20 protein-coding genes and 1 tRNA gene are annotated in these 22,905 nt (G+C 38.5%); 13 read left to right on the top strand and 8 right to left on the bottom strand.

Annotated elements, in window-relative coordinates:
• The first annotated feature begins 146 nt into the window (after positions 1 to 146).
• The gene (locus tag RE317_RS04970; RefSeq protein WP_008669358.1) at positions 147 to 935 is read left to right on the top strand and encodes an ADP-ribosylglycohydrolase family protein; all 789 of its coding nucleotides are present in this window, start codon (positions 147 to 149) and stop codon (positions 933 to 935) included.
• Here the strand turns inward: RE317_RS04970 and dinB are convergent.
• Together dinB and RE317_RS04960 are read right to left on the bottom strand one after the other, a co-directional pair.
• Positions 916 to 2,010: a DNA polymerase IV gene (gene dinB / locus RE317_RS04965; RefSeq protein ID WP_080552590.1), complete on the bottom strand. Its 1,095-nt coding sequence runs from the start codon at positions 2,008 to 2,010 to the stop codon at positions 916 to 918. The two genes, RE317_RS04970 and dinB, sit on opposite strands and share 20 nt — an antisense overlap.
• 264 nt (positions 2,011 to 2,274) lie before the next feature.
• A tRNA-Pro gene (locus tag RE317_RS04960) sits at positions 2,275 to 2,349 on the bottom strand.
• A 333-nt stretch (positions 2,350 to 2,682) separates the two neighbouring features.
• Between RE317_RS04960 and RE317_RS04955 the strand changes: the two genes are divergently transcribed.
• The 8 genes from RE317_RS04955 (at position 2,683) to RE317_RS04920 (ending at position 8,718) form a co-directional block, all read left to right on the top strand.
• Entirely contained in the window at positions 2,683 to 3,954 is a 1,272-nt protein-coding gene (locus RE317_RS04955) for a site-specific integrase (protein ID WP_008669356.1), read from the top strand.
• Positions 3,951 to 4,724, top strand: a complete 774-nt coding sequence (locus tag RE317_RS04950; RefSeq protein WP_008669355.1) for a hypothetical protein — start codon at positions 3,951 to 3,953, stop codon at positions 4,722 to 4,724. The genes RE317_RS04955 and RE317_RS04950 overlap by 4 nt, the downstream gene beginning before the upstream one ends.
• Before the next feature lie 156 nt (positions 4,725 to 4,880).
• Positions 4,881 to 5,186, top strand: coding sequence for an AlpA family transcriptional regulator (locus tag RE317_RS04945; RefSeq protein WP_008669354.1), 306 nt, complete (start codon positions 4,881 to 4,883; stop codon positions 5,184 to 5,186).
• Between the two features lie 60 nt (positions 5,187 to 5,246).
• The gene (locus tag RE317_RS04940; RefSeq protein ID WP_008669353.1) at positions 5,247 to 6,233 is read left to right on the top strand and encodes a phage/plasmid replication protein; all 987 of its coding nucleotides are present in this window, start codon (positions 5,247 to 5,249) and stop codon (positions 6,231 to 6,233) included.
• A gap of 311 nt (positions 6,234 to 6,544) precedes the next feature.
• Positions 6,545 to 6,985, top strand: coding sequence for a hypothetical protein (locus tag RE317_RS04935; RefSeq protein ID WP_008669352.1), 441 nt, complete (start codon positions 6,545 to 6,547; stop codon positions 6,983 to 6,985).
• A 27-nt stretch (positions 6,986 to 7,012) separates the two neighbouring features.
• The gene (locus tag RE317_RS04930) at positions 7,013 to 7,255 is read left to right on the top strand and encodes a hypothetical protein (RefSeq protein WP_008669350.1); all 243 of its coding nucleotides are present in this window, start codon (positions 7,013 to 7,015) and stop codon (positions 7,253 to 7,255) included.
• Between the two features lie 87 nt (positions 7,256 to 7,342).
• Positions 7,343 to 8,266: an ADP-ribosylglycohydrolase family protein gene (locus tag RE317_RS04925; RefSeq protein WP_008669348.1), complete on the top strand. Its 924-nt coding sequence runs from the start codon at positions 7,343 to 7,345 to the stop codon at positions 8,264 to 8,266.
• A 113-nt stretch (positions 8,267 to 8,379) separates the two neighbouring features.
• Positions 8,380 to 8,718, top strand: a complete 339-nt coding sequence (locus tag RE317_RS04920; RefSeq protein WP_008669345.1) for a hypothetical protein — start codon at positions 8,380 to 8,382, stop codon at positions 8,716 to 8,718.
• 445 nt (positions 8,719 to 9,163) lie between these two features.
• Here the strand turns inward: RE317_RS04920 and RE317_RS04915 are convergent, their stop codons facing one another.
• Both RE317_RS04915 and aroB read right to left on the bottom strand, forming a co-directional pair.
• Entirely contained in the window at positions 9,164 to 10,024 is an 861-nt protein-coding gene (locus tag RE317_RS04915) for a helix-turn-helix transcriptional regulator (protein WP_005849077.1), read from the bottom strand.
• A 273-nt stretch (positions 10,025 to 10,297) separates the two neighbouring features.
• Complete coding sequence (gene aroB, locus RE317_RS04910; RefSeq protein ID WP_005845784.1) at positions 10,298 to 11,359, bottom strand: 3-dehydroquinate synthase; 1,062 nt, start codon at positions 11,357 to 11,359, stop codon at positions 10,298 to 10,300.
• Positions 11,360 to 11,456: 97 nt separating this feature from the next.
• Here aroB and RE317_RS04905 point away from each other — a divergent pair, with 97 nt between their 5' ends.
• The 3 genes from RE317_RS04905 to cls all read left to right on the top strand — a co-directional run bounded on the left by RE317_RS04905 (position 11,457) and on the right by cls (position 16,368).
• A complete protein-coding gene (locus RE317_RS04905) occupies positions 11,457 to 11,861 on the top strand; it encodes a hypothetical protein (RefSeq protein WP_005849075.1) in 405 nt (134 codons plus the stop codon).
• Positions 11,862 to 11,941: 80 nt separating this feature from the next.
• On the top strand, positions 11,942 to 14,839 hold the full coding sequence (locus RE317_RS04900; protein WP_117873479.1) for a TonB-dependent receptor: 2,898 nt from the start codon (positions 11,942 to 11,944) through the stop codon (positions 14,837 to 14,839).
• Positions 14,840 to 14,931: 92 nt separating this feature from the next.
• Positions 14,932 to 16,368 (top strand): cardiolipin synthase, encoded by a 1,437-nt coding sequence (gene cls, locus RE317_RS04895; protein WP_005849070.1) that lies wholly within the window; start codon positions 14,932 to 14,934, stop codon positions 16,366 to 16,368.
• On the opposite strand, the gene RE317_RS04890 is transcribed toward cls, so the two are convergent.
• The 3 genes from RE317_RS04890 to RE317_RS04880 are packed head-to-tail and all read right to left on the bottom strand — an operon-like array spanning position 16,337 to position 18,401.
• Positions 16,337 to 16,897, bottom strand: a complete 561-nt coding sequence (locus tag RE317_RS04890; RefSeq protein WP_005845790.1) for an RsmD family RNA methyltransferase — start codon at positions 16,895 to 16,897, stop codon at positions 16,337 to 16,339. The genes cls and RE317_RS04890 overlap by 32 nt on opposite strands.
• On the bottom strand, positions 16,888 to 17,712 hold the full coding sequence (locus RE317_RS04885) for a DUF3822 family protein (RefSeq protein ID WP_008669341.1): 825 nt from the start codon (positions 17,710 to 17,712) through the stop codon (positions 16,888 to 16,890). The genes RE317_RS04890 and RE317_RS04885 overlap by 10 nt, the downstream gene beginning before the upstream one ends.
• A 2-nt stretch (positions 17,713 to 17,714) precedes the next feature.
• Positions 17,715 to 18,401 carry a hypothetical protein gene (locus tag RE317_RS04880; protein WP_005845793.1) on the bottom strand — a complete coding sequence of 229 codons (687 nt, stop codon included), beginning with the start codon at positions 18,399 to 18,401 and terminating at the stop codon, positions 17,715 to 17,717.
• A 97-nt stretch (positions 18,402 to 18,498) separates the two neighbouring features.
• Here RE317_RS04880 and RE317_RS04875 point away from each other — a divergent pair, with 97 nt between their 5' ends.
• A complete protein-coding gene (locus RE317_RS04875) occupies positions 18,499 to 19,917 on the top strand; it encodes an ATP-dependent RecD-like DNA helicase (RefSeq protein ID WP_005849066.1) in 1,419 nt (472 codons plus the stop codon).
• A gap of 321 nt (positions 19,918 to 20,238) precedes the next feature.
• On the opposite strand, the gene alaS is transcribed toward RE317_RS04875, so the two are convergent.
• Positions 20,239 to 22,857: an alanine--tRNA ligase gene (alaS, locus tag RE317_RS04870; protein WP_032939438.1), complete on the bottom strand. Its 2,619-nt coding sequence runs from the start codon at positions 22,855 to 22,857 to the stop codon at positions 20,239 to 20,241.
• Positions 22,858 to 22,905 lie beyond the last annotated feature (48 nt).

Here is a 22,905-nt window from a genome sequence, read left to right as displayed (position 1 = left end):
TTACCCGGTAATACATTTTCTGTTGGTGGCAAAATTAGTTGTAGCATACATACTTATCAATACCCATTAATTATGAATTTAACAGCGGAAGGCAAGGTTTTGTTTCTCTTTTTATTATTTTTGTACTTTGTAATTAAACACATGCCATGAAAAGAATTAAAACAGGACTAACGGGATTTATATTAGGAGATTGGTTGGGAATGCCTTACAGGGGAAAAGGAAAAGGGACATTTAAACCTATGTGGACAAAATCTTATCTTCGGGGAGACAAATGTTCAGGAAATACTTCGATGTTATTATGTGCTTTGGACAGTCGTTGTAATTTGGAACTTTATCAGCAGAATTTAAGAGATTGGTATTTTAATAGAAAGTATACAGGAGAAAACATTGAGTTTGATATTGATCAGGTGACCCAAAAAGCAATCATGAAAAATTTCAGGGGAGTGTCTTCGGATTCTAATAGCGGCAACCGTAGTTTGATGGGATGTTGTGTTTTGGCTTTTTCGCCTTTATCTAAAGAGGAGATTTTTCCTTTTATTAAGATTACTCATAATAGTCGTTATAGCTTTAAGTATACTTGGTTTTTTATTGAGTTTATTCGTTGCCTGTTGGAGTATGAAGATAAAGGACAGGCATTACAGCAGGCTGAGCAGAGATGTGATGTGGAGGTTAACAGGCAAAATCTTTGTAATGGAAGCTTTGTTGTAGATACGGTGGAGTCAGTGGTCAATTGGTTTATGGCAGGAAATAGTTATAAGGAGTGCGTATTTTCGGCTATAAACTCAGGTAAGTCAAGTGATGCGGTAGGAGCATTGACAGGTTTGCTGGCGGGAATATATTATGGATTAGAATTAAAGAATGGAGTGAAAGGGTTTGAAACAATGGAATCTTATATTGATTCATTTATCCAGTACCTTAATCATCCCACTCTTTAAATTCCAATGAAAGTTGTTCCCATTGTTTTTTTATTTCTTCTTTTTCTTCTTTTGGATTAGATACGGATAGTCCGATAAGGCGGATGGGGTGGCTTTCATAATCAATTTCTTTCAGTAATTTTTTTGCTAAAGGAAGAATTTTATCCATGCTTGTCAGTTCACTGTCTTGAGTGATGCTGCGGGTTATTTGGTTAAAGTCATGGAATTTTATTTTTAAAGTAAGTGTATTACCACTGAAATTAGTGCGTTTCAGTCTTTCTAGCAATTCGGTGACTACATGATATAGTTCAATGATGGCGGAAGAATGAAGAGAAATGTCTTTTTCCAATGTATGTTCGCATCCTACGGACTTACGGATTCTTATGGGTTCTACAGGACGGAGGTCTATGCCTCGTGCAAAATCGTAATATAGATTACCTGCTTTGCCAAACTGTCGGGTAAGCATTTCTAAAGTGCAGGCTTGTAATTGGGTACCATTATGAATACCTAATGCGTGCATTTTTTGGGCTGTGACCGGACCTACTCCCCAAAAAGATTCGATGGGAAGATGGGCGATGAAATCCAATGCTTGGTCGGGATGTATTGTACATAATCCGTCGGGTTTGCGGTAATCCGATGCTATTTTGGCTAGAAATTTGTTATAAGAGACCCCGGCTGAAGCTATCAATCCCAATTCTTTGCGGATACGCTTTTTTATATCTTTGGCTATATCTATAGCAAGTGAAAAGCCTGCTTTATTTTCAGTTACATCCAGAAAGGCTTCGTCTAGTGACAGAGGCTCTATGATATCTGTATAGGTATGAAAGATATCGTGTATCTGCCGGGATACAGCTTTATATACATTCATTCGCCCTGGAACAAAAATCAGTTCTGGGCAAAGTCTTTTGGCTTTTTGTGATGACATGGCGGAATGTACTCCGTAACGACGGGCTTCGTAACTGGCAGCAGCTACCACACCTCGTTCTTCAGCGTGTCCCACAGCAAGCGGTTTTCCACATAATTCGGGGTTGTCACGCTGTTCTACCGATGCGTAGAATGCATCCATATCGATATGTATTATTTTGCGTTCGGACATCTTCATGAAATTTGTAGAGCAAAGGTATGAAAAAGGTTTTTGGTTGATGAGTTCTTTAACAGCTTTATTTGTTATATTTTCATTAATGTTATTTCTGTATAACGAATACGAGAGAGGCACATAAGAACTGCCCCTTTTATTTATCTGATGATGCGAAATTTCCGCTGGACCCCGAATATTGGTTTCGGTAAGGTAAGATCAATGTTGGGTAGTATAATAAAAAGAAGGAGTTAGTTTTCACTAAACTCCTTCATGCTCAGCTTGTCGGGGTGACTGGATTCGAACCAGCGACCACACGCCCCCCAGACGCGTACTCTAACCGGGCTGAGCTACACCCCGTTGTTTTGTTTAACGGGTGCAAAAGTACGTATTTACGGGGAATTTGCAAAATTTTCAGGCGCTTTTTTGCTCAAAAAAAACGTTTTTTAATTGGCTTTATTTATAAGTTTCTGTTGCTCAGTGGAATAGTTGATGGCTGTAATGGTATTAGATTTCCTTTATTTGCATTAAGTTATTTCTAAAGTTTTAGGAATATGTTAGAGAAATGGAAGTTTTTGGAATTCGTGGAGTTGCTATTTTTTTTAACTTTTTTTTTATGAATCATTTATAAGATGTTTGTACTGTGGTCTTTTTATTTTTGCACTTGATTTATTAATTTATAATTAGTTTGATATGGCAACATTCAAATTATTGCTTCATTCGGCAAATAAAAGAAAGAATGGAAGTTATCCTGTCTCGTTGCGGATAACAAAAAACATGAAGCATAAGTATATCTCTTTAGGTCTTTATGGCAAGAAAGAAGAATGGGACGAAAAAAGTGAGCGTTTCCGTTGTGACAAGCGTGTCTGTCCTAATTACAAGGAGTATAATGCGCGATTAGTCCAATTATTGGCACGTGTTCAGAATGTTGAACTTGATTTTGAGCATGATAAAATAGACTGGACTTTGAATCAGTTTGCTGATGCTTTTTTATATAAGAGTAAGCAGGGTAAGTTTCTTGATTTTGCAGTTCTCTGCATAGAGGAGATGAAAGCCACAGGACATATAGGTAATGCACACGTGTGGGAGAGGCTCCTTTATAATCTGAAGCTGTTTGATAAGAAACTTCATGTGCTCTGTTTTCAGGAGATAGATATAAAGTATGTGAATTCCTATAATCAATTCATGGAGAAGAGAGGATGGAGCGGTAATACCCGTAAACATGATATGAAAACCTTGAGTGCTATATTGAACCGTGCCATCAAAACAAAGGAATATTCAGGTAATTCTTATCCTTTCGGGAAAGACGGTTTCTGTATCTCTGCTTTGGAGGAAGAAACCCGTAAAAGGTATCTTTCACAGGAGTACTTGGACAAGCTGATGAATACTGTGTTTGCGAATAAGCCTAGAGAAGTGGCAAGGCGGCTTTTCCTGTTTTCCTATTTTTGTTATGGAATGAGCTTCATTGATATGGCATATTTGAAGCGTGATAATATAAAATCGGAAGGAGGAGGAAAATACCTTGTCTATAAGCGTCATAAGACGGAGCATAGTAAAAACGCGAGATTCATCAGAATCCCTTTGACAAATGAATTGTGCCTGCTGCTTCAGTGGTTTCGAGATAATACCTTGTTGGTAAGTGATTATTTGTTGCCTTTTGTTTCCAAGGATTATGTCGGTGAGAAGCTGTACAATCATCTTCGCAGCAGATTGGGCAGGTATAATGAGAGACTGAGAGAAATAGGAGAAGAATTGTGTTTTCAAGAGAAATTAACAAGTTACGTCAGCAGGCACTCTATGGCAATGACTTTACAGAGCAGTGGCGTTCCCCGTGAAATGATTGGTCAGGTGATGGGTCATAAGGACTTGAGCACGACAAACACTTATTTGGATAGTTTTGGAGATGCTGAAATAGAGAAAGTTACATTGAAATCATTATATAATAATAAAGAATTAAAATTATGAGAAAGAAAAAATATGAAAATTTTATCGCGAAATTGATGATGACTAAAGATATTATTGATGCTGCCGAATTGGAGAAACACATCCGTAATGTTGTCGGCTATGATAAGTCTTCGCTTGAAAAAGAATATTTTCGGATAAATGAACTTATTGAAAATCAATATGAAAAATACGGCATAATAAATGAGGGTGATAATATAGAGGCTTTTAGAAGAGGTTATTATGCCTTGAACAAGTTGTCTGTCACTTTAGACGATATCCGTAATAAGATAAATTCGCTGGGATATGAAAAGGAGAGTGGAATTGGAATACGTATTCAGCAGGATTGGAATTATGCCGCGCATCTATTGATTGATTTGTTATATTTGGAAAATATAAATCTTCATAATTACTCATGTTTATTAAAGGATTGTCTTAAACGAACCGGCAATTCTCCCATGTATTCCTGTTATTCGGAGGAGCAATTGAAACTTGTTTATGAATATCTTTGTTCTAAATCTCTGTTTTGTAACAAAGATGAATTCAGTAATTTTTTTAAGATATTTAAATCTGAAGCTTCTGATGTAACGCATAAAATAAAAGTGAATACCTCTAGAACAGGTGCAAAGGCTCTATTGAGAGTTGCTGTCGAAGAGTTGACTAAACAATTTTCTGCTTCATTGGTTAACTTGTTTTTTGCGGATAAAGATGGTGGTGATTTGAAAATAGCCAGCCATCATAGAGCCACGGCTTATGATGATTATCGGAGGGAAATAGCTCGTATACTGTCTTAAAATAACTTCCTTGAATTAAATGCGCTTTTTTAAATCGATATATATGTTTGATATTCAGATGTATATATCGATTTTGTTTTTGCTTTGTGTCGCAAAATGAATTTGAAAAATTAATTGTAGTGCCCTTTCTTTGCATCATAATTTTAAAAAAAAGATATGATAAAAAGAAAAAAAGCTGTTTCTACAGCAGAATCAAGTAAGGAAAAAGGCATGAGAATAAATTCAGGTGTTTCAGAAAGCATCATGATAGTGTCTGATATTATTGGTATAGACGAAGTCTGTAAAATAACAAGTCTTTCTCGCAGCACGATTTATAAAAAGACTTCTAATCACGAAATTCCTTTTTATAAATCCACTCTGAACAAAAGGTCCTTCCTGCGTTTTAGACGTTCTGAGATTCTAAATTGGATGTTGCGCCATCGTATAGGGACTATTGATGAGTTTTTGGAATCTCAGGATTGAGTTTATAATAATAAGTGAAATAATATTATTATATTAATAATAAAGGAAGAGGATACTTTTATGTATGATACAATAAAATTTGTAATAAAAGAAAGTGAATTGGATAATGCAATTTGCTTTTTAGAAGAGATTCCGTGTAGGATATCGATAAAGTCTACTTCTTCAAATAGAGTGGTAGGTTTTTTGAAGAATATGAAGATTGAAGTGCGAAATACTACTTTGATAGTGCAAGGTAGTTTGCTTAAATATTTCAAGGGTTATAATTATGCAGAGTGTTTGTCTGTATGGGATGTCAGAAAATCGATAAATAAATTGAGTAATGAGTTGAATGTTCCTATGCGACAGGCTGTAATCAATAGGATTGATATTGGTATCTGTTTTTCTATGGTTAATGTTCCTTGGGTATATTGGGATTGTCTGCTTCATAGCGATGGTTATTTTCGTTCTAATATAAAACAAGAAACTTTGTATTTTGACAAGTATGATTCGCAGCTTTGCTTTTATGATAAAAAGACGGAGATGAAAAAGAATAGGGAGGTTGAGAATTTAGAATGTTTAAAAAAAATAAACGTGCTGCGATATGAGTTTCGTTTCAAAAAAGTTACATCGATTTTTGGCGGTGTAGTAAGAGGGGCTGACTTGTATAGTCCTGTTTTCTATTTGCGAGTATTGCAAAAATGGTATGATGGCTACATGATTATACAGAAAGGATTTGTATCGGAAGTTGATTTACTCAGGTTTGGTGGCAAGAAAGAGTTTCAGCGTTCTTGTGTTGCTTTAGTAATGGGTCAATTTAATCTATATGAAGTTTTGGATAGGGAATTTGCACAAGGAAAAATCAATAGTAAAAATAAATATGATATAAAGGAGGTTATGAAAGAAGCAGAGAAATTACTACTGGATAAGGAAAACTTTATTTCTATTATAGATGAATTGACTAATAAGGTGAGTGTTTTTTATGAGGAAATGAAAAAGTCTGTGGAAAACGTTTCTCCATATCGTTGGGAGTTATTGAATAGAATGGCTGATCGTTCTTTAAGGGTTTAAAATGTAGTTTTAACAAAGAAACAGACGCAAGATAGGTAAATAATCACTTTTTTGTAGGAAATGGAATAAAACGTAATTAAACAGGCTTTTCAGTAGTTTAATTTAATGCTTGTGAGATTTTCTATCAATGTTCATTAGAAAAAAACTTGGTGTTTCCTTTTCCTATTTCTTTTACTTAGAAAAAATTATGTAATAAATGTTTTGATAGGAATAATTTATTAAATATATTTGTATATTAATGGAATGAATCAGCGATAAACAGCGTGTTTAATACTGGTTTTAGTAAATAATAGTATACAAATATATTGATTATGGAAAAGAAGAGTAGTGGTTATCAGACTGGAATTGCGAGTGAGCATTTGGTTTTGTCTATGTTGTATCGTTTGGGTGCAAAAGCATATTTGACTTTGGGTAATGAAAAGAGTATTGACATAAGGATTACTAAGGATGACGGAAGTTGGATTTCTGTTGATGTGAAGTCTGTACGTAAGGGGAATGCTATTCCTGTAGGGAATGCAGTGGATAAGGATAATCATTATTATGTTTTTGTAATTTATAATAATAAGTTTAGTGATTTATCTGTTCATCCTGATTTTTATATTGTTCCTAGCCATATTGTTGTTGAGAGAAGAAAGGAATTTAATGGTGGTCCTATTGATATATTCAAGAAAGATATTATAGAATATCAGAATAAGTGGGAAATTTTGGGTACATTTGTAGAAAATGGTGAACTTTCTACAGAAAAAAAATGATGAGGGATAATTTTAAATGTAGAATTTATGGAGATCTTGAGTTTATTAGGAACACTTTATAGTATAGCTATATTTGTGGTATATATTGTTTTAATAGGATGTGCTTCTAAGTTGGCTGTACGGCTTGGTAGAGAGAATGGGGCTTGGGTTTTTTTTAGTATTCTGTTCACTCCTGTTTTGGGTATAATTTTGTTACATTGCTTAGGAAAAACGGATGAACAAGAGAAGAATGATTTTTTGGAAAGAAAAATGTGGGAAAACAATGTTTGACAGTTTTATATAAAAATCTATCATATTTGTATTGTAGAATATTATGTTTTTTGAGTAAAAATGTTTATGAATTGATTTTTTATTAATATGATAGGCTCACTTGCAGGTGATATTATAGGCTCTGTATATGAGTTTAATAATATAAAGACGAAAGATTTTCCTTTGTTCAGTAAAGAATCTTTCTATACTGATGATTCGATTATGACGATAGCTGTGGCTGATTGGTTGCTTCATGGAGGTGATTTGGTGAGAGTGATGCAGTATTATGGTTCTAAATATCCTTTTCCTATGGGTGGATATGGTGCTCGTTTCGACAAATGGCTGCATGAAAAGAATCCTAAGCCTTATAATAGTTGGGGAAATGGTTCGGCAATGCGTGTTAGTCCTGTGGGATGGTATTTTGATTCTTTGGAAGAAACAATAAACGTGGCGGAAGAGACAGCTGTGGTTACCCATAATCACCCTGAAGGAATCAAAGGAGCTCAGGCTACGGCATCGGCTATTTATTTGGCAAGAAAAGGTAAATCAAAAGAATATATCCGCAGTTTTATCACAGATAATTTTGGCTATGATTTGAATCGCTGTTGCGATGATATTCGTTGTGATTATAAATTTGATGAAAGCTGTCAAGGTACAGTTCCCGAAGCTCTTATTGCTTTTTTAGAGAGTCGGAGTTTTGAGGATGCTATAAGGTTGGCTGTTTCATTGGGTGGTGACAGTGATACACTGGCTTGTATAACAGGAGGGATTGCAGAAGCTTTTTATAGATATAGAATTCCCTATGGAATACGCAGCAAGGTTCTTTCTTTATTGGATGATGATTTGCGAAGAATTGTTAAGGAATTTATAGATGCTAGGCGCGAATGGTTTATACATCCGAGATGGAGGGATGCCAGTACGGTACGTATAATTAGTCAGCCCTCTAAAGACGAAGTAGAGAAGTTAAAAACAGAGTCTGTAAGACTAATTTTAAACAGCTTAAATTCGGAAACGGATGAAAAAAAGGAATGAATTTGATATATTGTGAAAAGTATAAATGCTATTTTGATGTATTATCAAGTAGCATTTTTTTATTATATAGGAATTTCTATTTTGTTAAAGATGATATGGTGTTTAAGGGATAAATGGGAAATGTTTATGGAAAAATGATACTGATGTTGGGGTGGTCTGGGCTTGTTTTTTATGATGAAGATGATAATTTTAGGGATAAAGATTGGATTCTGACTTCTTATGATAATTCTAGAAAAGAAGATAAAATAAGAAAGAGCTCGACTATACTTAATAGACCTGATAGTTCTAATGATACGGACTCAGCGAGACGCAATTCCTTAATAAGCTCTGGCGCTCTTTCATTACCTAAAGATATATCTTATTTATTAAATGAACAACAACTTATGGACGAAATTATAGAAAAAGCAAAGCAGGGTTCACCTGTTGGAAGAGAAAAGATGTTGGAAAGCTAAGTTTATAGATTAAGTTGTTTAAAAAAATAGTGAATGAATAATGAAAGAGGTGACATTACTGATACATTGAATAAATGTTGTCGAAATTTGTTGTCTAAAATAGGACTATGGTCTATCTTTAGGCAATAACAATAAGTCTTTAAAAAATGAATATATTGATGGTTGATTTGCATCTATTTGCATTTAATTGTAATGAAAGTTTTAGGATAGTTGTAGATAAAAAAGAAAAAAGAGCTAAACTTTTTTGTTTAACTCTTTCTATATCATTGTTTTACCTTGAATGCTTTAGAATAAATCTTTTGAGCCCCCCAGACGCGTACTCTAACCGGGCTGAGCTACACCCCGAATTGCGGATGCAAAGGTACGGCTTTTTTTGGTATTTGCAAATATTCTCTGTACTTTTTTACATTAAAAGTGCATCTTTTTATGCAAGGTATTGATGAAACTAATAAGTCGATTCCCTATATTCAGAGGGAGACATATTGGTGTGTCTTTTAAAAAAACGACCTAAAGCAGACTGGTTCAGGAACTTAGTTCTGATTGTTATTTCCTGAATATTAAGAGAACTGTTTTTCAATAATTCTTTTATCTCCAGTAATGAATAATCTATAATCCAGTCCTTAGGAGATTTTCCACTGGTTTCTTTAACTACTTCAGACAGATATTTGGAAGAAACATGAAGTTTGTCGGCATAAAAGATAACCTCTTTATGCTCTCTGTAGTTGTCCATCATTAGCGTATAGAATCTATGCGTTAAATCTTCTTTACGTGTTGTACTTGTATTATTTCTATGATTGATATAATTTTCAAAATCGTTATATAAATCTAGGAATATAATTCTTAGCAGAGCTATAATTGCTTCTCTGGAAAAACTTTTGGGAAGTTTGATCCGACTCTTCAGTAACGTATAATAATTCATGAAATACTGCATCTCTTGTTCCGGCAAGGGATAAAGGAAACGAGATTTCATGTAAGAGAAAAATTGAGGAGAAAAACTCCTGATAGTTTTTATTACATCATAGAAAAATGTGTTTGAAAGTGTAAAATAGTTTGTTGTGAAATGAGGACTTGTCTCTATGACTGAGACTAGCAGTCCCGGCATAAAGACAAAAACATCATGTGGGTGTATAGTATATTCTTGAGAATCCATTCTTATTTTAGCATTTCCTTGTATACAGATTCCAATAGTACATATAGGGGTATAAGAAGGGCAATCTGTAATGGGCAATGTTGATGCATTAGATTGCATGCAAAATTCATTCTCTAATATATCTTCTCTATTCTTTTCAAATTCCTTATATAACATTTATACCAACCAATTATATAATGCAAAAATAGGGTTTCTGAAGCATTGAAAAGTTGATCAATGGTATTTAGGAACAATTTTACGGAAAAAAGGTGCTTTATATTTGTCTTTTTTAAATGATTGGTCTGTTTTTTAACTAATGTATTATAAATACTCTAATTGCTTGATTGTTAAAAGTTTGATCGATTATAATTGGGAATAAATAAAAGATGTTTTTATTGTATCGGACAGATGGAAAGTTTGTACAATCCTTTCCATCTGTTTGAAGGGAGATCAGCAACCCATGGATTCATGATAAAAATCCAGCATTTCAAAAATTTCGTCTTTACTTGCCGATTGATTAATCTGTATATTTCCTATTTCAGTTAATAGGGTGAAATTGATAATGCCTGCTGAGTTTTTCTTATCATGTTTCATGAATTCATAGAGGCGTTCATATTGTTTGCAATTAAAAGGCATAACTCCATAATGTTCTTTGACGAACAGGATGGTCTGACGTAGCTTGTCTTTAGGAAAACCAGTTTTGATATGGGAGAAATAAAGTTCACAAACTATTCCCCATGCCACAGCGTAACCATGTAATATCGGATGCTGTGTTTCTAATGCCAGACTTTCAAAAGCATGCCCTACGGTGTGTCCCAGATTTAAAGCTTTGCGGATTCCTCTTTCAAAAGGATCCTGTTCCACTATATCTTCTTTAATCTGTACAGATTTTCCGACTAAAGTCTGTAAGACCTTGTAATCTATATTGTTGAAGTCAAATTTCAACAATTCTATCCAATGATCATGGGTGCTGATAAGACCATGTTTCAACATTTCAGCGTATCCGGACAATAGATTGCGAATATCCAGTGATTTTAGAAAATTAGCGTCAATCAATACACTTTCGGCAGGAGAGAAGACTCCGATCTCATTCTTTAATCCGTTGAAATTGATTCCGGTCTTGCCTCCTACAGATGCATCAACCATAGCCAGCAGTGTGGTAGGAATATTAATATATTTGATCCCTCGTTTGAAAGTTGATGCGGCGAATCCTCCTAAATCTGTAACCATCCCTCCACCTAAATTGATAAGTAGCGAATGACGGCTTGCACCTTTATCTCCCAACTCTTTCCATACATATGCCAGTGTTTCCAAGTTTTTGTGCACATCTTCAGCCCCTATATAAATAAAATGGGCATTTTTAATACAATCAAATTCTGATAAAACAGGAATGCAAAGTTCACGTGTATGTTCGTCAGCCAAGACAAATAATTTGTCATGTGGGCATTGGTTTATTGCCTTATTGAGATTTTCTTCTAAGTTATGGCAGATAATAACTTCTTGTTTACTCATATTTTCTATTATTTGCCTGCAAATTTAGGTAAAAAAGCAAAAAGATGACCGTTCTTTGCTTACAAATAATTACTTTTGTACGTTAAAATATAAAATAATGAAAGGAATTTTACCGGTTTATTGTAGGACGATGGGATATGTTGTTCTGTTGTTGTCTGTTTTCGTACCGTTGTTCATGTTTATGTTTGGCATGATAAACGATAGTAACCTGTTGTTTACAAAGGCTTCTATCAAGTTACTTATCTGGTTTTCTTTGTTTATGATCTTCTTGGCAAAAGTGAAGGATGAGAATGAGAAGATTTCCCGAATACGTATCAAGGCTATTTGTTATGCTATTTATTTGTTGGGCATTTATTATATTGTAATGTTGGTCAGAGGAGTATATAATGGAAATCTGGAAGAAGCGGATAATTCCATTGCTATAGTTTATATGGTTTTTAATGTTATTTGTCTGGAATTTGGTGTACAAAAAAGCCGGGTTGACCGATTGTTTAAGAAATAAATACACTTTTCCGTTAAACCTTTTGTCGACAAGAGTGTCCAAAGGACATTAGGCATTAAAATTTCAAGGAAAAAGAAAAAATGAAGAAGTTAGTATTATTGTTGTTACTGGTATGTACCTGTGCAACTCTCTCTTGGGCGCAAAGTGGCAAGCGCATAACCGTGACGGGATCTGTGATTGATGGTGATGATAAAAGCCCGGTTGGACAAGCTACCGTACAGTTACTTTCTCTACCCGATAGTACAATGGTGGTAGGAAATGTTACCAATAACAACGGAGTATTCTCTATTGCTGCCCGTCCGGGGAAATATGTACTTAAAATTTCATTTGTAGGTTACCTTACTCAGGAAAAATCTTTGCAGCTGACAGCTGGTAAACCGAGTGTTAATATTGGAACAGTCACTTTACCCACCGATGCTATCATGTTGGGTGAGGCGGTTATTGTAGCCGAGGCTCCGCAGGTAACCATTTCAGAAGATACTATTGGCTATAACGCTTCTGCTTATCGTACTCCTGAGGGGGCGATGTTGGAAGAATTGGTGAAAAAACTTCCGGGAGCAGAAATAGATGACGATGGTAATATCAAAATCAATGGTAAGGAAGTAAAAAAGATTATGGTAGATGGCAAAGAGTTTTTTGGCGGTGATGTGAAGACCGGTTTGAAGAACTTGCCAGTCGATATGGTGGAAAAACTGAAAACCTATGATAAGAAATCCGATTTGGCACGCATTACGGGTATTGATGATGGTGAGGAGGAAACAGTGCTCGATTTGACGGTGAAGAAGGGGATGAATCAAGGCTGGTTTGGAAACGTGGATGTAGGCGCCGGAACGGAAGACCGTTATACAGGAAGAGCTATGATTAACCGTTTTTATGATAAAACTCAGGTTTCTATTATTGGTTCCGCCAATAATGTGAATGATCAGGGATTTTCGGGGGGAGGACCTCGTTGGAGGCGTAACAATGGATTGAACGCGACTAAAATGCTAGGAGCGAATTTTGCTACAGAAACAGAAAAACTGGAATTGGGAGGTAGTATGCGTTACAACTATCGTGATGCAGATGTAGTAACAGTCGGATCTTCACAGCGTTTTTTGCAGTCGGGGGATTCTTATTCCAATTCAAACAAAGCCAATAGTAATAAGGAAACAGGTTTCAAGGCAGATTTCCGTATGGAATGGCGTCCCGATTCAATGACCAATATTATTTTCCGGCCGAATGTTTCTTATGATAAGACAAGGGGAGCTTCAGTTGCAGAGTCAGGTACTTTTAATGAGGATCCTTATCAGTATGTGGTAAATCCCAATGATTATTTGAACTTTGACAATATAGGGTCTGATGATCCGTTAAGGGATACTCGTATTAATGCTACCAATGAACATAATCTGTCCAAATCAAATAGTTTGTCGGCTAATGCAACATTGCAGCTGAACCGGAAACTGAATAATGAGGGACGTAACATTACATTCCGTGGTTCATTTGGATATGGAGATGATGACAGCGATCAGTATGCTCAATCGGAAACCCGTTATTATCAGATAAAGAACTATTTAGGAGGGGATTCTATAGAACATCGTAATCAATACATTACGATGCCTACTAAAAATTATAATTATACAGCACAGTTTACTTATAGCGAACCTATAGCACGGGCTACTTTCCTGCAATTTAGTTATAGATTCCAATATAAGAATAGCAAGAGTGATAAATCGACATACGATTTGGGGTATCCTTGGGATATAAATGACGGATTACCCGAAAACTATGAAACTGCTTATGTGGATAGCTTGAGTAAGGATGCTGAATATAAATACTTTAATCATGATATTTCTTTGGGACTACGATTTATCCGGGAGAAATATCAGTTGAGTGCCGGCATGTCCTTACAGCCTCAAAATACGAAATTGTCCTATAAGAAGGGAGATTACATGACTGATACCACAAGAACGGTATTCAATTTTGCTCCGAATCTGGATTTTCGTTATCGCTTCTCCAAAGTAAGTCAGTTGCGTATCACTTATCGTGGGCGTAGTAGCCAGCCTAGTATGGAAAACCTGTTGCCGATTGTCGATAATTCCAATCCGTTGAATATCCGTGTGGGTAATCCAGGTTTGAAGCCTTCGTTTGCCCATACCATGCGTTTGTTTTATAACACTTATAATGCCGAGAAGCAGCGTGGCATAATGACTCATGTAAATTTCACTGCTACTCAGAATAGTATCAGTAATAGTACGGTATATGATGAGAATACGGGTGGTACTACTTCAACTCCTCAGAATATCAATGGAAACTGGAATGCGTTTGGATTGTTCGGTTTTAATTCGGCTTTGAAGAATAAAAAGTTTACTATAAATTCTTTTTCTCGTGTGGACTACCGGAATCAGGTAGCATTCTTATACAATAAGGAAACATTGCATGATGATAAGAATACGACTACCGGTTTGACTTTGGCGGAGAATCTGAATGGGTCCTATCGGAATGACTGGTTTGAATTTTCATTGAATGGTTCTATTGAGTATACAGCGGAACGTAGCAAGCTGCGTCCTGAAAAGAACCAGAATCCTTATACATTCTCATATGGAGCGAGTACCAATGTCACTTTACCATGGCAGATGACATTGTCTACTAATATCACCAACCAGTCCCGTAGAGGATATGATGATGCCAGTTTGAACAATAATGAACTGATTTGGAATGCCCAAATAGCACAAAGTCTATTGAAAGGAGCTGCAACTGTTAGTTTTGAAATGTACGACATCTTAAAACAACAGAGCAATATCAGCCGTTCTTTGACTGCGGATGTACGTTCGGTTACCGAATACAACAGTATCAACAGTTATTGTATGGTACATTTTATCTATCGTCTGAATATTTTTGGAAGTAAAGCCGCCCGTGACAAGATGATGAATAGCCATAGGGGATTCGGTGGGCCCGGTTTTGGTCCCGGTCCGGGAAGACATGGCCGGCGTCCTTTTTAAATGAAACTATATCTTAATCTTTTCCCAATCTATATTGTTATAGGTTGGGATTTTTTTTATAAGTTTGCTTATAAGTAAATTACTGGAATTATATGGTAGAGTGGAGTATCTTTAATGAAATCTTTGCTGTTGCTTTTAACGTGCTTTATTTTGTGATTATCATCGGAACTATCTTTATAGTGATACTTGATAATCGTAATCCTGTTAAAACAATGGCATGGGTACTTGTGCTCTTTTTCCTGCCCATTGTGGGGCTTGTGTTCTATTTCTTTTTCGGCAGAAGCACACGTAAGGAGAAATTGATCAGCAAGAAAGGGTTCACCCGTCTCATAAAACGTCCCATGGCAGAATATCAGGCGCAAAAGGCGTTTAAGTGTCCTGATGAACAGCACCAGTTGATGCGTTTTTTCCGGAAAGTGAATAATGCTTTGCCCTTTGAAGGAAATGCGACGGAAGTTTTTACGGATGGTTATTCCATGCTGTATTCATTGATGAAAGAAATCAGTAAGGCAAAGCATCACATCCATTTGCAGTTTTATATTTTTGAGGATGATCCGGCAGGCAGGTTGCTGCGCGATTTGTTGATAGATAAAGCGCGGCAGGGAGTAGAAGTGCGTTTACTATATGACGATGTGGGCTGCTGGAAAGTGCCCCATGCTTTTTTTGATGAAATGCGGGGAGCAGGTATTGAGGCACGCAGTTTTTTGAAAGTCCGTTTTCCTTTATTTACCAGTAAGGTAAATTATCGTAATCACCGTAAAATAGTAGTAATCGACGGTCGTGTGGCTTATACGGGAGGGATGAACATTGCTTTGCGCTATATGAAAGGCTTTCCATGGGGGATATGGCGGGATACTCACATTAAAATAGAAGGAAAAGCGGTATATGGGTTACAGACTGCTTTTTTGACCGATTGGTATGTGGTAGACCGTACTCTTATCACTTCCTCCCGTTATTTCCCCGAAGTCGGAATCTTTGGAAAGGCTCTGATACAGATTGTCACTTCCGATCCTGTAGGCGAATGGCGGGATATTATGCAAGGGCTACTGATAGCTATCAGCAGCTCCCGAAAGTATTTTTATATACAAACACCTTACCTGTTGCCTACCGAACCTATTCTGATGGCATTGAAAACGGCAGCTTTGGCAGGCGTGGATGTTCGCATTATGATACCGGCACGTGCCGATACATGGATAACACATTTAGGTTCGTTATCTTATTTGGATGATATCATGCGTGCGGGTGTCAGGATTTACCTTTATCAGAAAGGTTTTTTGCATTCCAAGCTGATGGTCAGTGATGATACTCTTTCTACGGTAGGTTCTACAAATATGGACTTCCGTAGCTTTGAGCATAATTTTGAGGTGAATGCCTTTATGTATGATCCGTCCTCAGCATTGCTGTTGAAAGGTATTTTCCTGCAAGACCAGAAGGACGCCATCCTGTTGCAGAGAAAAACATGGATAAAGCGTCCTTGGTATCAAAAAGCACAAGAATCTATTGTCCGGTTGCTGGCACCGTTGCTTTGAAGAAAGAGAAGTTCACACTGCCATATGCACGGCGCTCAATAAAATGGGGGTCATCCTCAAAATGATTCTCTTTGCCATGTTCCAGTACCAGTAATCCGTCTTCCTTTAAAATCCCGCTTTCGAAAATACGGGTGGGGATGCTTTCCAACTCTTTCAAGGCGTATGGAGGGTCGGCGAAGATGAAATCAAATTGCTCGCTGCATTTGTCTATAAATCTAAAGACATCAGCACGGATAGGAAAACATTTGTCAGTCTTCACTTCACGCATCACCTGTGAGATGAAAGAAAGGTGCTGGGGATCTTTTTCTACTGAAATAACCCGGTCACAACCGCGTGAAACCAGTTCTATACTGATGCTGCCCGTACCGGCGAAAAGGTCCAAGGCTGTAACTCCGTCCTCGAAGTCAAAATAATTGTTACTTAATACATTGAAAAGGTTCTCTTTGGCGAAATCCGTTGTCGGACGTGCCTTGAATGTATGAGGCACATCGAAACGGCGCCGTTTGTATATACCGCTGATTACTCGCATAATAATAAGGTTTGCATGTCAAAAGGTATCTCTTCTATTTTACTTATCTCGGAGCGGTTGAATTCCGCTTTGGGGCTGATGACGAATACCTGGCGCAGATAATTGCGCAACTCTTTCAGTAATTCTTCTTTGTCCTTTAATATTCCTGTCAAGTGCAGCTCGTCTCTTTCCTGATTATAATTTAATTGTTGCCATACATATAATAGGTAATACACACGGTCTGTGGTTTGTTTGCATGGAAATGAGTTGATCAGTAATAAGTTGCCCTTATCAAAACAAAAAACTTCCATTTGTTGCTCGCGTATGTATGTATATAGTTTCCGGCTGTTACCCAACCGGCTTTTCCGGGCGAAATATTCAGTCAGCGGGCTGGCGGTGGAGAAGAAACGAGCTGTAGGAAAATGTTCAGTCAGTAACAAATGGGTATGTTTGTCCATAGCAAAAAGTATTACCACATTGCTTCTTCCCAGGACATTGCAAAGTACAATCTCGTTATTTCCTTTAGCTTTAGGAAAATTATGATAGAAAATTGTATCCATCTGTTCGTCTTCGAATAATTCCAAAGGAACAGGGGTGAAACGGGGGGAGTCATACAAGATGTTAACCCGTTTATACGGATACTTCAGCGCTTCTGTTTTAGTCAGCATATCTTTCAGATTGGCCGTCATGGAATATCCGGTGTTGACCGGATGCGGAACAAAGCAGAAATCATTATCTGTCAGTGGGTTATAGATAGAAAAAGAAAATCCATCCGCACTGAGGCGGATGGATAATGTATATTGTTCCGATTTTGTAAAATCGATACGTTCAGTCATTCTTATTCCCAGTTACCTGCGTTATTGTTAGGCTGTTCGATATCACCCACTCTTAAACCGCAATATTTACCCAATTTGGTCTGAAGGTCTTTAAGGTTAGCCAATTCTTGAGTATTCAAGCCGCCCAAATATGTTTCATACGGAGTTTGAGCTTGGAACAAGTTCAAAGGAGCACCCGATTTGGTAGTATCGCTGCGGGTAACCATCTCAAATTGTACGCCGTTTCCGAAGGGAACATATCTCAAAGAGTCTGCATTGAAGCCCGGAGCATAGATTGTATCTGTTACGGCAACCCATAAAGTATCACGTTTGAAGTTCATCAAACCTTCTTTTTCAACTTCTTTCCAGTTACCGGTCTTTTTGGCTTTGTTGATGATTGCCATCGCTTTCTTTTCAGTCATACCGGCTTCCAGTTGTGTATCAGACAAAACTCCTTCTTTCTTTACAAACGGAAGTTTTGCAGTTTTGACGAAATCAATCAAGGTGTCGAAGCTTGCAGTATATCGTCCATTGTGCAGGTTACGGTATTCCAACTGTGCCTTACGGATGTCAATTAAGCGTGCAATAACTTGTTTCTCTCTAGTCTTTTTAGCGTCATCGAAGTTGATCGGTCCCATGATACTGCCGTAGCAAACGTATATCAAACCGATAACGCAAGCAGCCAATACAATATTAATAACTGTTTTCATGATAAATATGTGTTTTTTTTAGTTTATATTCGCATCGCAAAAATAAAACAAATAAATCTAATAACGCACAGTTCAAGGAACTTTTTATTACGCAATTATGATTAATAGTTATTTAGTGCAGCAAATTAAGGGAAATTTTCTATATAAACCAACTTTAGAACAAGAAAAAGCTGTTAAATTTTTAGCAGATTTTCTCTTTTCCCGCCAATCGGACTCGGTTTTTCTCTTAAAGGGATATGCCGGTACGGGTAAAACATCCCTTATCGGAGCATTGGTGAAGACCTTGGACCAGTTACAGCAAAAGTGTGTTCTGCTTGCTCCGACGGGAAGGGCGGCTAAAGTCTTTTCACATTATGCACAGCATCCGGCTTATACTATCCATAAGAAGATTTACCGCCAGCGCAACTTTTCAAATGACCTGGACAACTTTTCTTTGGATGATAACCTGCATCAGCATACTTTGTTTATTGTGGATGAGGCGTCGATGATCGCTAATGACGGATTGGCGGGGGCGGTCTTTGGTACAGGGCGTTTGCTGGACGACTTGATTCAATATGTATATGCCGGAACAGGTTGCCGTCTGATGCTGATAGGAGATACGGCGCAGCTTCCTCCGGTGGGAGAGGAGGAGAGTCCGGCTCTTTCGGCCGATAAGTTACGCGGGTATGGCATGGAAGTATATGAGGCGCAGCTCACTGAGGTGGTCCGTCAGATGCATGATTCGGGGATTCTTTGGAATGCGACAGAATTGCGCCGCTACATATCCGAGGAAAATTTTCTCACTTTGCCTTCTGTCCGTGTGGAAGGGTTTCCGGATATCCGGATGGTTTCTGGTAGTGAGCTGATTGAGGTAATCAATGATTGTTACGGTCAGGCAGGTATGGACGAAACGATTGTGGTCTGCCGTTCCAATAAACGGGCGAATATTTATAATAAGGGAATCAGGAATACGATTCTGTTTCGGGAGGATGAGCTGAACAGCGGTGACCTGCTGATGGTGGCGAAGAATAACTATTTTTGGACGGAGGGTTGTAAGGAGATTGATTTTATAGCCAATGGAGATATAGCTGTGGTTCGCCGTGTCCGTCGGGTGCGTGAGGCATACGGCTTTCGTTTTGCCGATGTGGTGCTGGCGTTCCCCGACTATGATGGTATGGAACTGGAGGTGAAACTTTTGTTGGATACCTTGCATACTGAAACACCCGCACTGCCTAAAGAATTGAATGACAAGTTGTTTTATTCGGTATTGGAGGATTATGCTGATATAACAGTGAAACGTGAGCGGATGAAGAAAATGAAAGCCGATCCTCATTACAATGCCTTGCAGGTGAAATATGCGTATGCCGTTACTTGTCACAAAGCGCAGGGTGGCCAGTGGAAACGGGTCTTTTTGGATCAGGGTTATATGACGGAGGATATGTTGACTCCGGATTATTTCCGTTGGCTGTATACGGCTTTCACCCGTGCTACGGAAATTCTGTATCTAGTGAACTGGCCGAAGGAGCAGACGGAATGAGCGGGCAGTCAGTGAGGTGTTAATGACTGATGATATGTTTTCAACCGTTTGGTTAATGTTTTTTTCTTTATGGCTAAGCCTTTTTGAACGTTTGTATTCTATCTCCATAACCTTTGGAGTTAACTCCCAAGCTTATGGAGTTAACTCCAAAGGTTATGGAGATAACTCCAAAGGCTTGGGAGATAGAAATCTTCCTTTTTATTTCCCTTATCCATAAAGAAGAAAAGGCTTAGTAAACCAGATAAAAAAACTCCGCCATCGGCTTTCAGACCAGATGGCGGAGTTTTGATATATACGAAATATGGACGAAATTCGAATAGATTACAATGCAGCCAGCTCTATCACTTTATCAACAGCCGCATTCAGACCGTCGGGATTCTTACCGCCTGCCGTTGCGAAGTGGGGCTGACCACCGCCGCCGCCTTGAATCAGTTTGGCTGCTTCACGGACCAGTTTACCTGCATTCTGTCCGGCTTTTACCAGGTCTTCGCTAATCATGACAGTCAGCATCGGTTTGTTGTTGTCCACACTACCTATTACAACGAACAGATTGGCAGGAATCTCACCTTTCAGCTGGAAGGCAATATCTTTCACTACGTCGGCAGACATCGGAATGATGGCTTTCACCACTTTCACACCATTTATTTCTTTGGCATTCTCTACCAGTCTGGCTTTCAGTGCGGCGCCCTTTTCTTTCATGAACTCTTCCACCTGCTTCTTCAATCCTGCATTTTCGTCAATATACTTGCGGATGGCGACTTTCAGATCGGGAGCATTGTTGAACAATGCCTTCAAGTCATTCAGCGTATCTTGGACTGTATCCATCAATTCCTCTACTTTGGCACCCGTGATAGCTTCGATACGGCGCACACCGGCAGCAACAGAGCTTTCGCTGATAATACGGACCATACCGATCTTGCCTGTAGCCGGAACGTGGGTACCTCCACAGAATTCAATAGAGTTTCCGAATTGGACAACACGTACCTCATCACCGTATTTTTCACCGAACAAAGCAATAGCACCCAGTTCTTTTGCCTTTTCGATAGGAAGATTGCGGTATTCCGTCAAAGGGATGTTCTCGCGGATTTTGGCATTTACCAAATGTTCCACTTCACGAAGTTGCTTGTCAGTCACTTTCTGGAAGTGAGAGAAGTCGAAACGTAATGACTCAGGGGTTACCAAAGAACCTTTTTGTTCTACGTGAGTTCCTAATACCTGGCGCAACGCTTCGTCCAGCAAGTGAGTACAAGAGTGGTTGGCGGCACAGGCGGCACGTTTTTCTGTATCTACACAAGCCATCATCGGAACGTCAAGGTGTTCGGGCAGTTTTTTGGTGATATGGATAGGAAGGTTGTTTTCCTTCTTGGTGTCAATGATTTCAATGGTTTCGAATTCGCTTACGATCACCCCTGTATCACCTACCTGACCACCACTTTCGGCATAGAAAGGAGTATCGCTCAGTACAATTTGATACAGTGTCTGGTTTTTCTGCTTGATCTGGCGATAGCGCAGGATGCTGGTTTCATATTCGGTAAAGTCATAACCTACAAAGTGGGTGTCACCTTCCTTTATGGTGATCCAGTCGCCGGTTTCAACGGCTGCCGCGTTACGGGCGCGTTCTTTTTGTTTCTGCATTTCGGCGTTGAACTCTTCTTCGTTTACAGTCATGCCGTTTTCGCGGAGAATCAGTTCTGTCAGGTCGAGGGGGAAACCGAAAGTGTCATATAATGTAAAGGCATCCACACCGCTGATCTCTTTTTTCCCGGCAGCTTTGGCATCGTTCATAGTCTTGTCCAACAGACGGATACCTGTTTCCAGTGTGCGCAGGAAAGATTCTTCTTCTTCTTTGATCACTTTCTCGATCAGTGTTTTCTGTGCGTTCAACTCCGGATAGGCCTCGCCCATATTCTCAATCAATACAGGCAGCAGCTTGTACATGAATGCTTGTTTCTGTCCCAGGAAAGTATATCCGTAACGGACGGCACGGCGGAGGATACGGCGGATTACATAGCCGGCTTTTGCGTTGCTGGGCAACTGGCCGTCGGTGATTGAGAATGCGATGGTACGGATATGGTCGGCTATAACGCGCATGGCGATATCTTTCTGGTTGTCTTGACCATAGGTGGTTCCTGCCATTTCGGCAATGGCTTTCAGTATCGGTTGGAACACATCAGTGTCATAGTTGGATGTCTTGCCTTGCAGTGTGCGCACCAAACGTTCGAATCCCATACCGGTATCGATCACTTTGGCGGGAAGACCTTCCAGTGAACCGTCTGCTTTGCGGTTGAACTGCATGAATACAAGATTCCAGATCTCGATTACTTGCGGATGATCCTTATTTACCAGTTGGTTGCCGGGGATTTGAGCTTTTTCTTCTTCCGAACGTGAGTCGATATGGATTTCGGAACACGGGCCGCAGGGACCTGTATCACCCATTTCCCAGAAGTTGTCATGTTTGTTGCCATTGAGGATATGGTCTTTCGGCAGGAACTGTTCCCAGTAAGAGGCGGCTTCGTTGTCCCGTTCCAGTCCTTCTTCGGGACTTCCTTCGAATACGGTGGCATACAGATCTTTCGGATCTATCTTCAGTACATCTACCAGATATTCCCATGCCCAGCCGATAGCTTCTTTCTTGAAGTAATCTCCGAAAGACCAGTTGCCCAGCATTTCGAACATAGTATGGTGGTAGGTATCATGTCCCACTTCTTCCAGGTCATTGTGCTTGCCGCTTACACGCAAACATTTTTGTGAGTCCGCGACTCTTTTGTATTTGGCCGGGTGGTTGCCCAGAATAATGTCTTTGAACTGGTTCATACCTGCATTGGTGAACATCAATGTGGGGTCATCTTTAATGACCATCGGAGCCGATGGGACAATCTGGTGTCCTTTCGACTCGAAAAAGCTTTTGAAAGAATCTCTAATTTCTTTAGCTGTCATCATGTCGCTTATAATATATTGTCTTCTAGTTAATATTCTCAAAAAGGATTT

Origin of the sequence: Phocaeicola sp. GP0067 (genome assembly GCF_031119655.1) — a bacterium.
In the GTDB taxonomy this organism is placed as follows: Bacteria; Bacteroidota; Bacteroidia; order Bacteroidales; family Bacteroidaceae; genus Phocaeicola; species Phocaeicola vulgatus.
This window is presented reverse-complemented; position numbering and strand designations above follow the sequence as displayed.

What these genes read in the sequence shown, in the direction of transcription:
- RE317_RS04970 (WP_008669358.1), top strand. Translation starts at nt 147, where the DNA reads ATGAAAAGAATTAAAACAGGACTAACGGGATTTATATTAGGAGATTGG.
- dinB (WP_080552590.1), bottom strand. Translation starts at nt 2,010, where the DNA reads ATGTCCGAACGCAAAATAATACATATCGATATGGATGCATTCTACGCA.
- RE317_RS04955 (WP_008669356.1), top strand. Translation starts at nt 2,683, where the DNA reads ATGGCAACATTCAAATTATTGCTTCATTCGGCAAATAAAAGAAAGAAT.
- RE317_RS04950 (WP_008669355.1), top strand. Translation starts at nt 3,951, where the DNA reads ATGAGAAAGAAAAAATATGAAAATTTTATCGCGAAATTGATGATGACT.
- RE317_RS04945 (WP_008669354.1), top strand. Translation starts at nt 4,881, where the DNA reads ATGATAAAAAGAAAAAAAGCTGTTTCTACAGCAGAATCAAGTAAGGAA.
- RE317_RS04940 (WP_008669353.1), top strand. Translation starts at nt 5,247, where the DNA reads ATGTATGATACAATAAAATTTGTAATAAAAGAAAGTGAATTGGATAAT.
- RE317_RS04935 (WP_008669352.1), top strand. Translation starts at nt 6,545, where the DNA reads ATGGAAAAGAAGAGTAGTGGTTATCAGACTGGAATTGCGAGTGAGCAT.
- RE317_RS04930 (WP_008669350.1), top strand. Translation starts at nt 7,013, where the DNA reads ATGGAGATCTTGAGTTTATTAGGAACACTTTATAGTATAGCTATATTT.
- RE317_RS04925 (WP_008669348.1), top strand. Translation starts at nt 7,343, where the DNA reads ATGATAGGCTCACTTGCAGGTGATATTATAGGCTCTGTATATGAGTTT.
- RE317_RS04920 (WP_008669345.1), top strand. Translation starts at nt 8,380, where the DNA reads ATGGGAAATGTTTATGGAAAAATGATACTGATGTTGGGGTGGTCTGGG.
- RE317_RS04915 (WP_005849077.1), bottom strand. Translation starts at nt 10,024, where the DNA reads ATGTTATATAAGGAATTTGAAAAGAATAGAGAAGATATATTAGAGAAT.
- aroB (WP_005845784.1), bottom strand. Translation starts at nt 11,359, where the DNA reads ATGAGTAAACAAGAAGTTATTATCTGCCATAACTTAGAAGAAAATCTC.
- RE317_RS04905 (WP_005849075.1), top strand. Translation starts at nt 11,457, where the DNA reads ATGAAAGGAATTTTACCGGTTTATTGTAGGACGATGGGATATGTTGTT.
- RE317_RS04900 (WP_117873479.1), top strand. Translation starts at nt 11,942, where the DNA reads ATGAAGAAGTTAGTATTATTGTTGTTACTGGTATGTACCTGTGCAACT.
- cls (WP_005849070.1), top strand. Translation starts at nt 14,932, where the DNA reads ATGGTAGAGTGGAGTATCTTTAATGAAATCTTTGCTGTTGCTTTTAAC.
- RE317_RS04890 (WP_005845790.1), bottom strand. Translation starts at nt 16,897, where the DNA reads ATGCGAGTAATCAGCGGTATATACAAACGGCGCCGTTTCGATGTGCCT.
- RE317_RS04885 (WP_008669341.1), bottom strand. Translation starts at nt 17,712, where the DNA reads ATGACTGAACGTATCGATTTTACAAAATCGGAACAATATACATTATCC.
- RE317_RS04880 (WP_005845793.1), bottom strand. Translation starts at nt 18,401, where the DNA reads ATGAAAACAGTTATTAATATTGTATTGGCTGCTTGCGTTATCGGTTTG.
- RE317_RS04875 (WP_005849066.1), top strand. Translation starts at nt 18,499, where the DNA reads ATGATTAATAGTTATTTAGTGCAGCAAATTAAGGGAAATTTTCTATAT.
- alaS (WP_032939438.1), bottom strand. Translation starts at nt 22,857, where the DNA reads ATGATGACAGCTAAAGAAATTAGAGATTCTTTCAAAAGCTTTTTCGAG.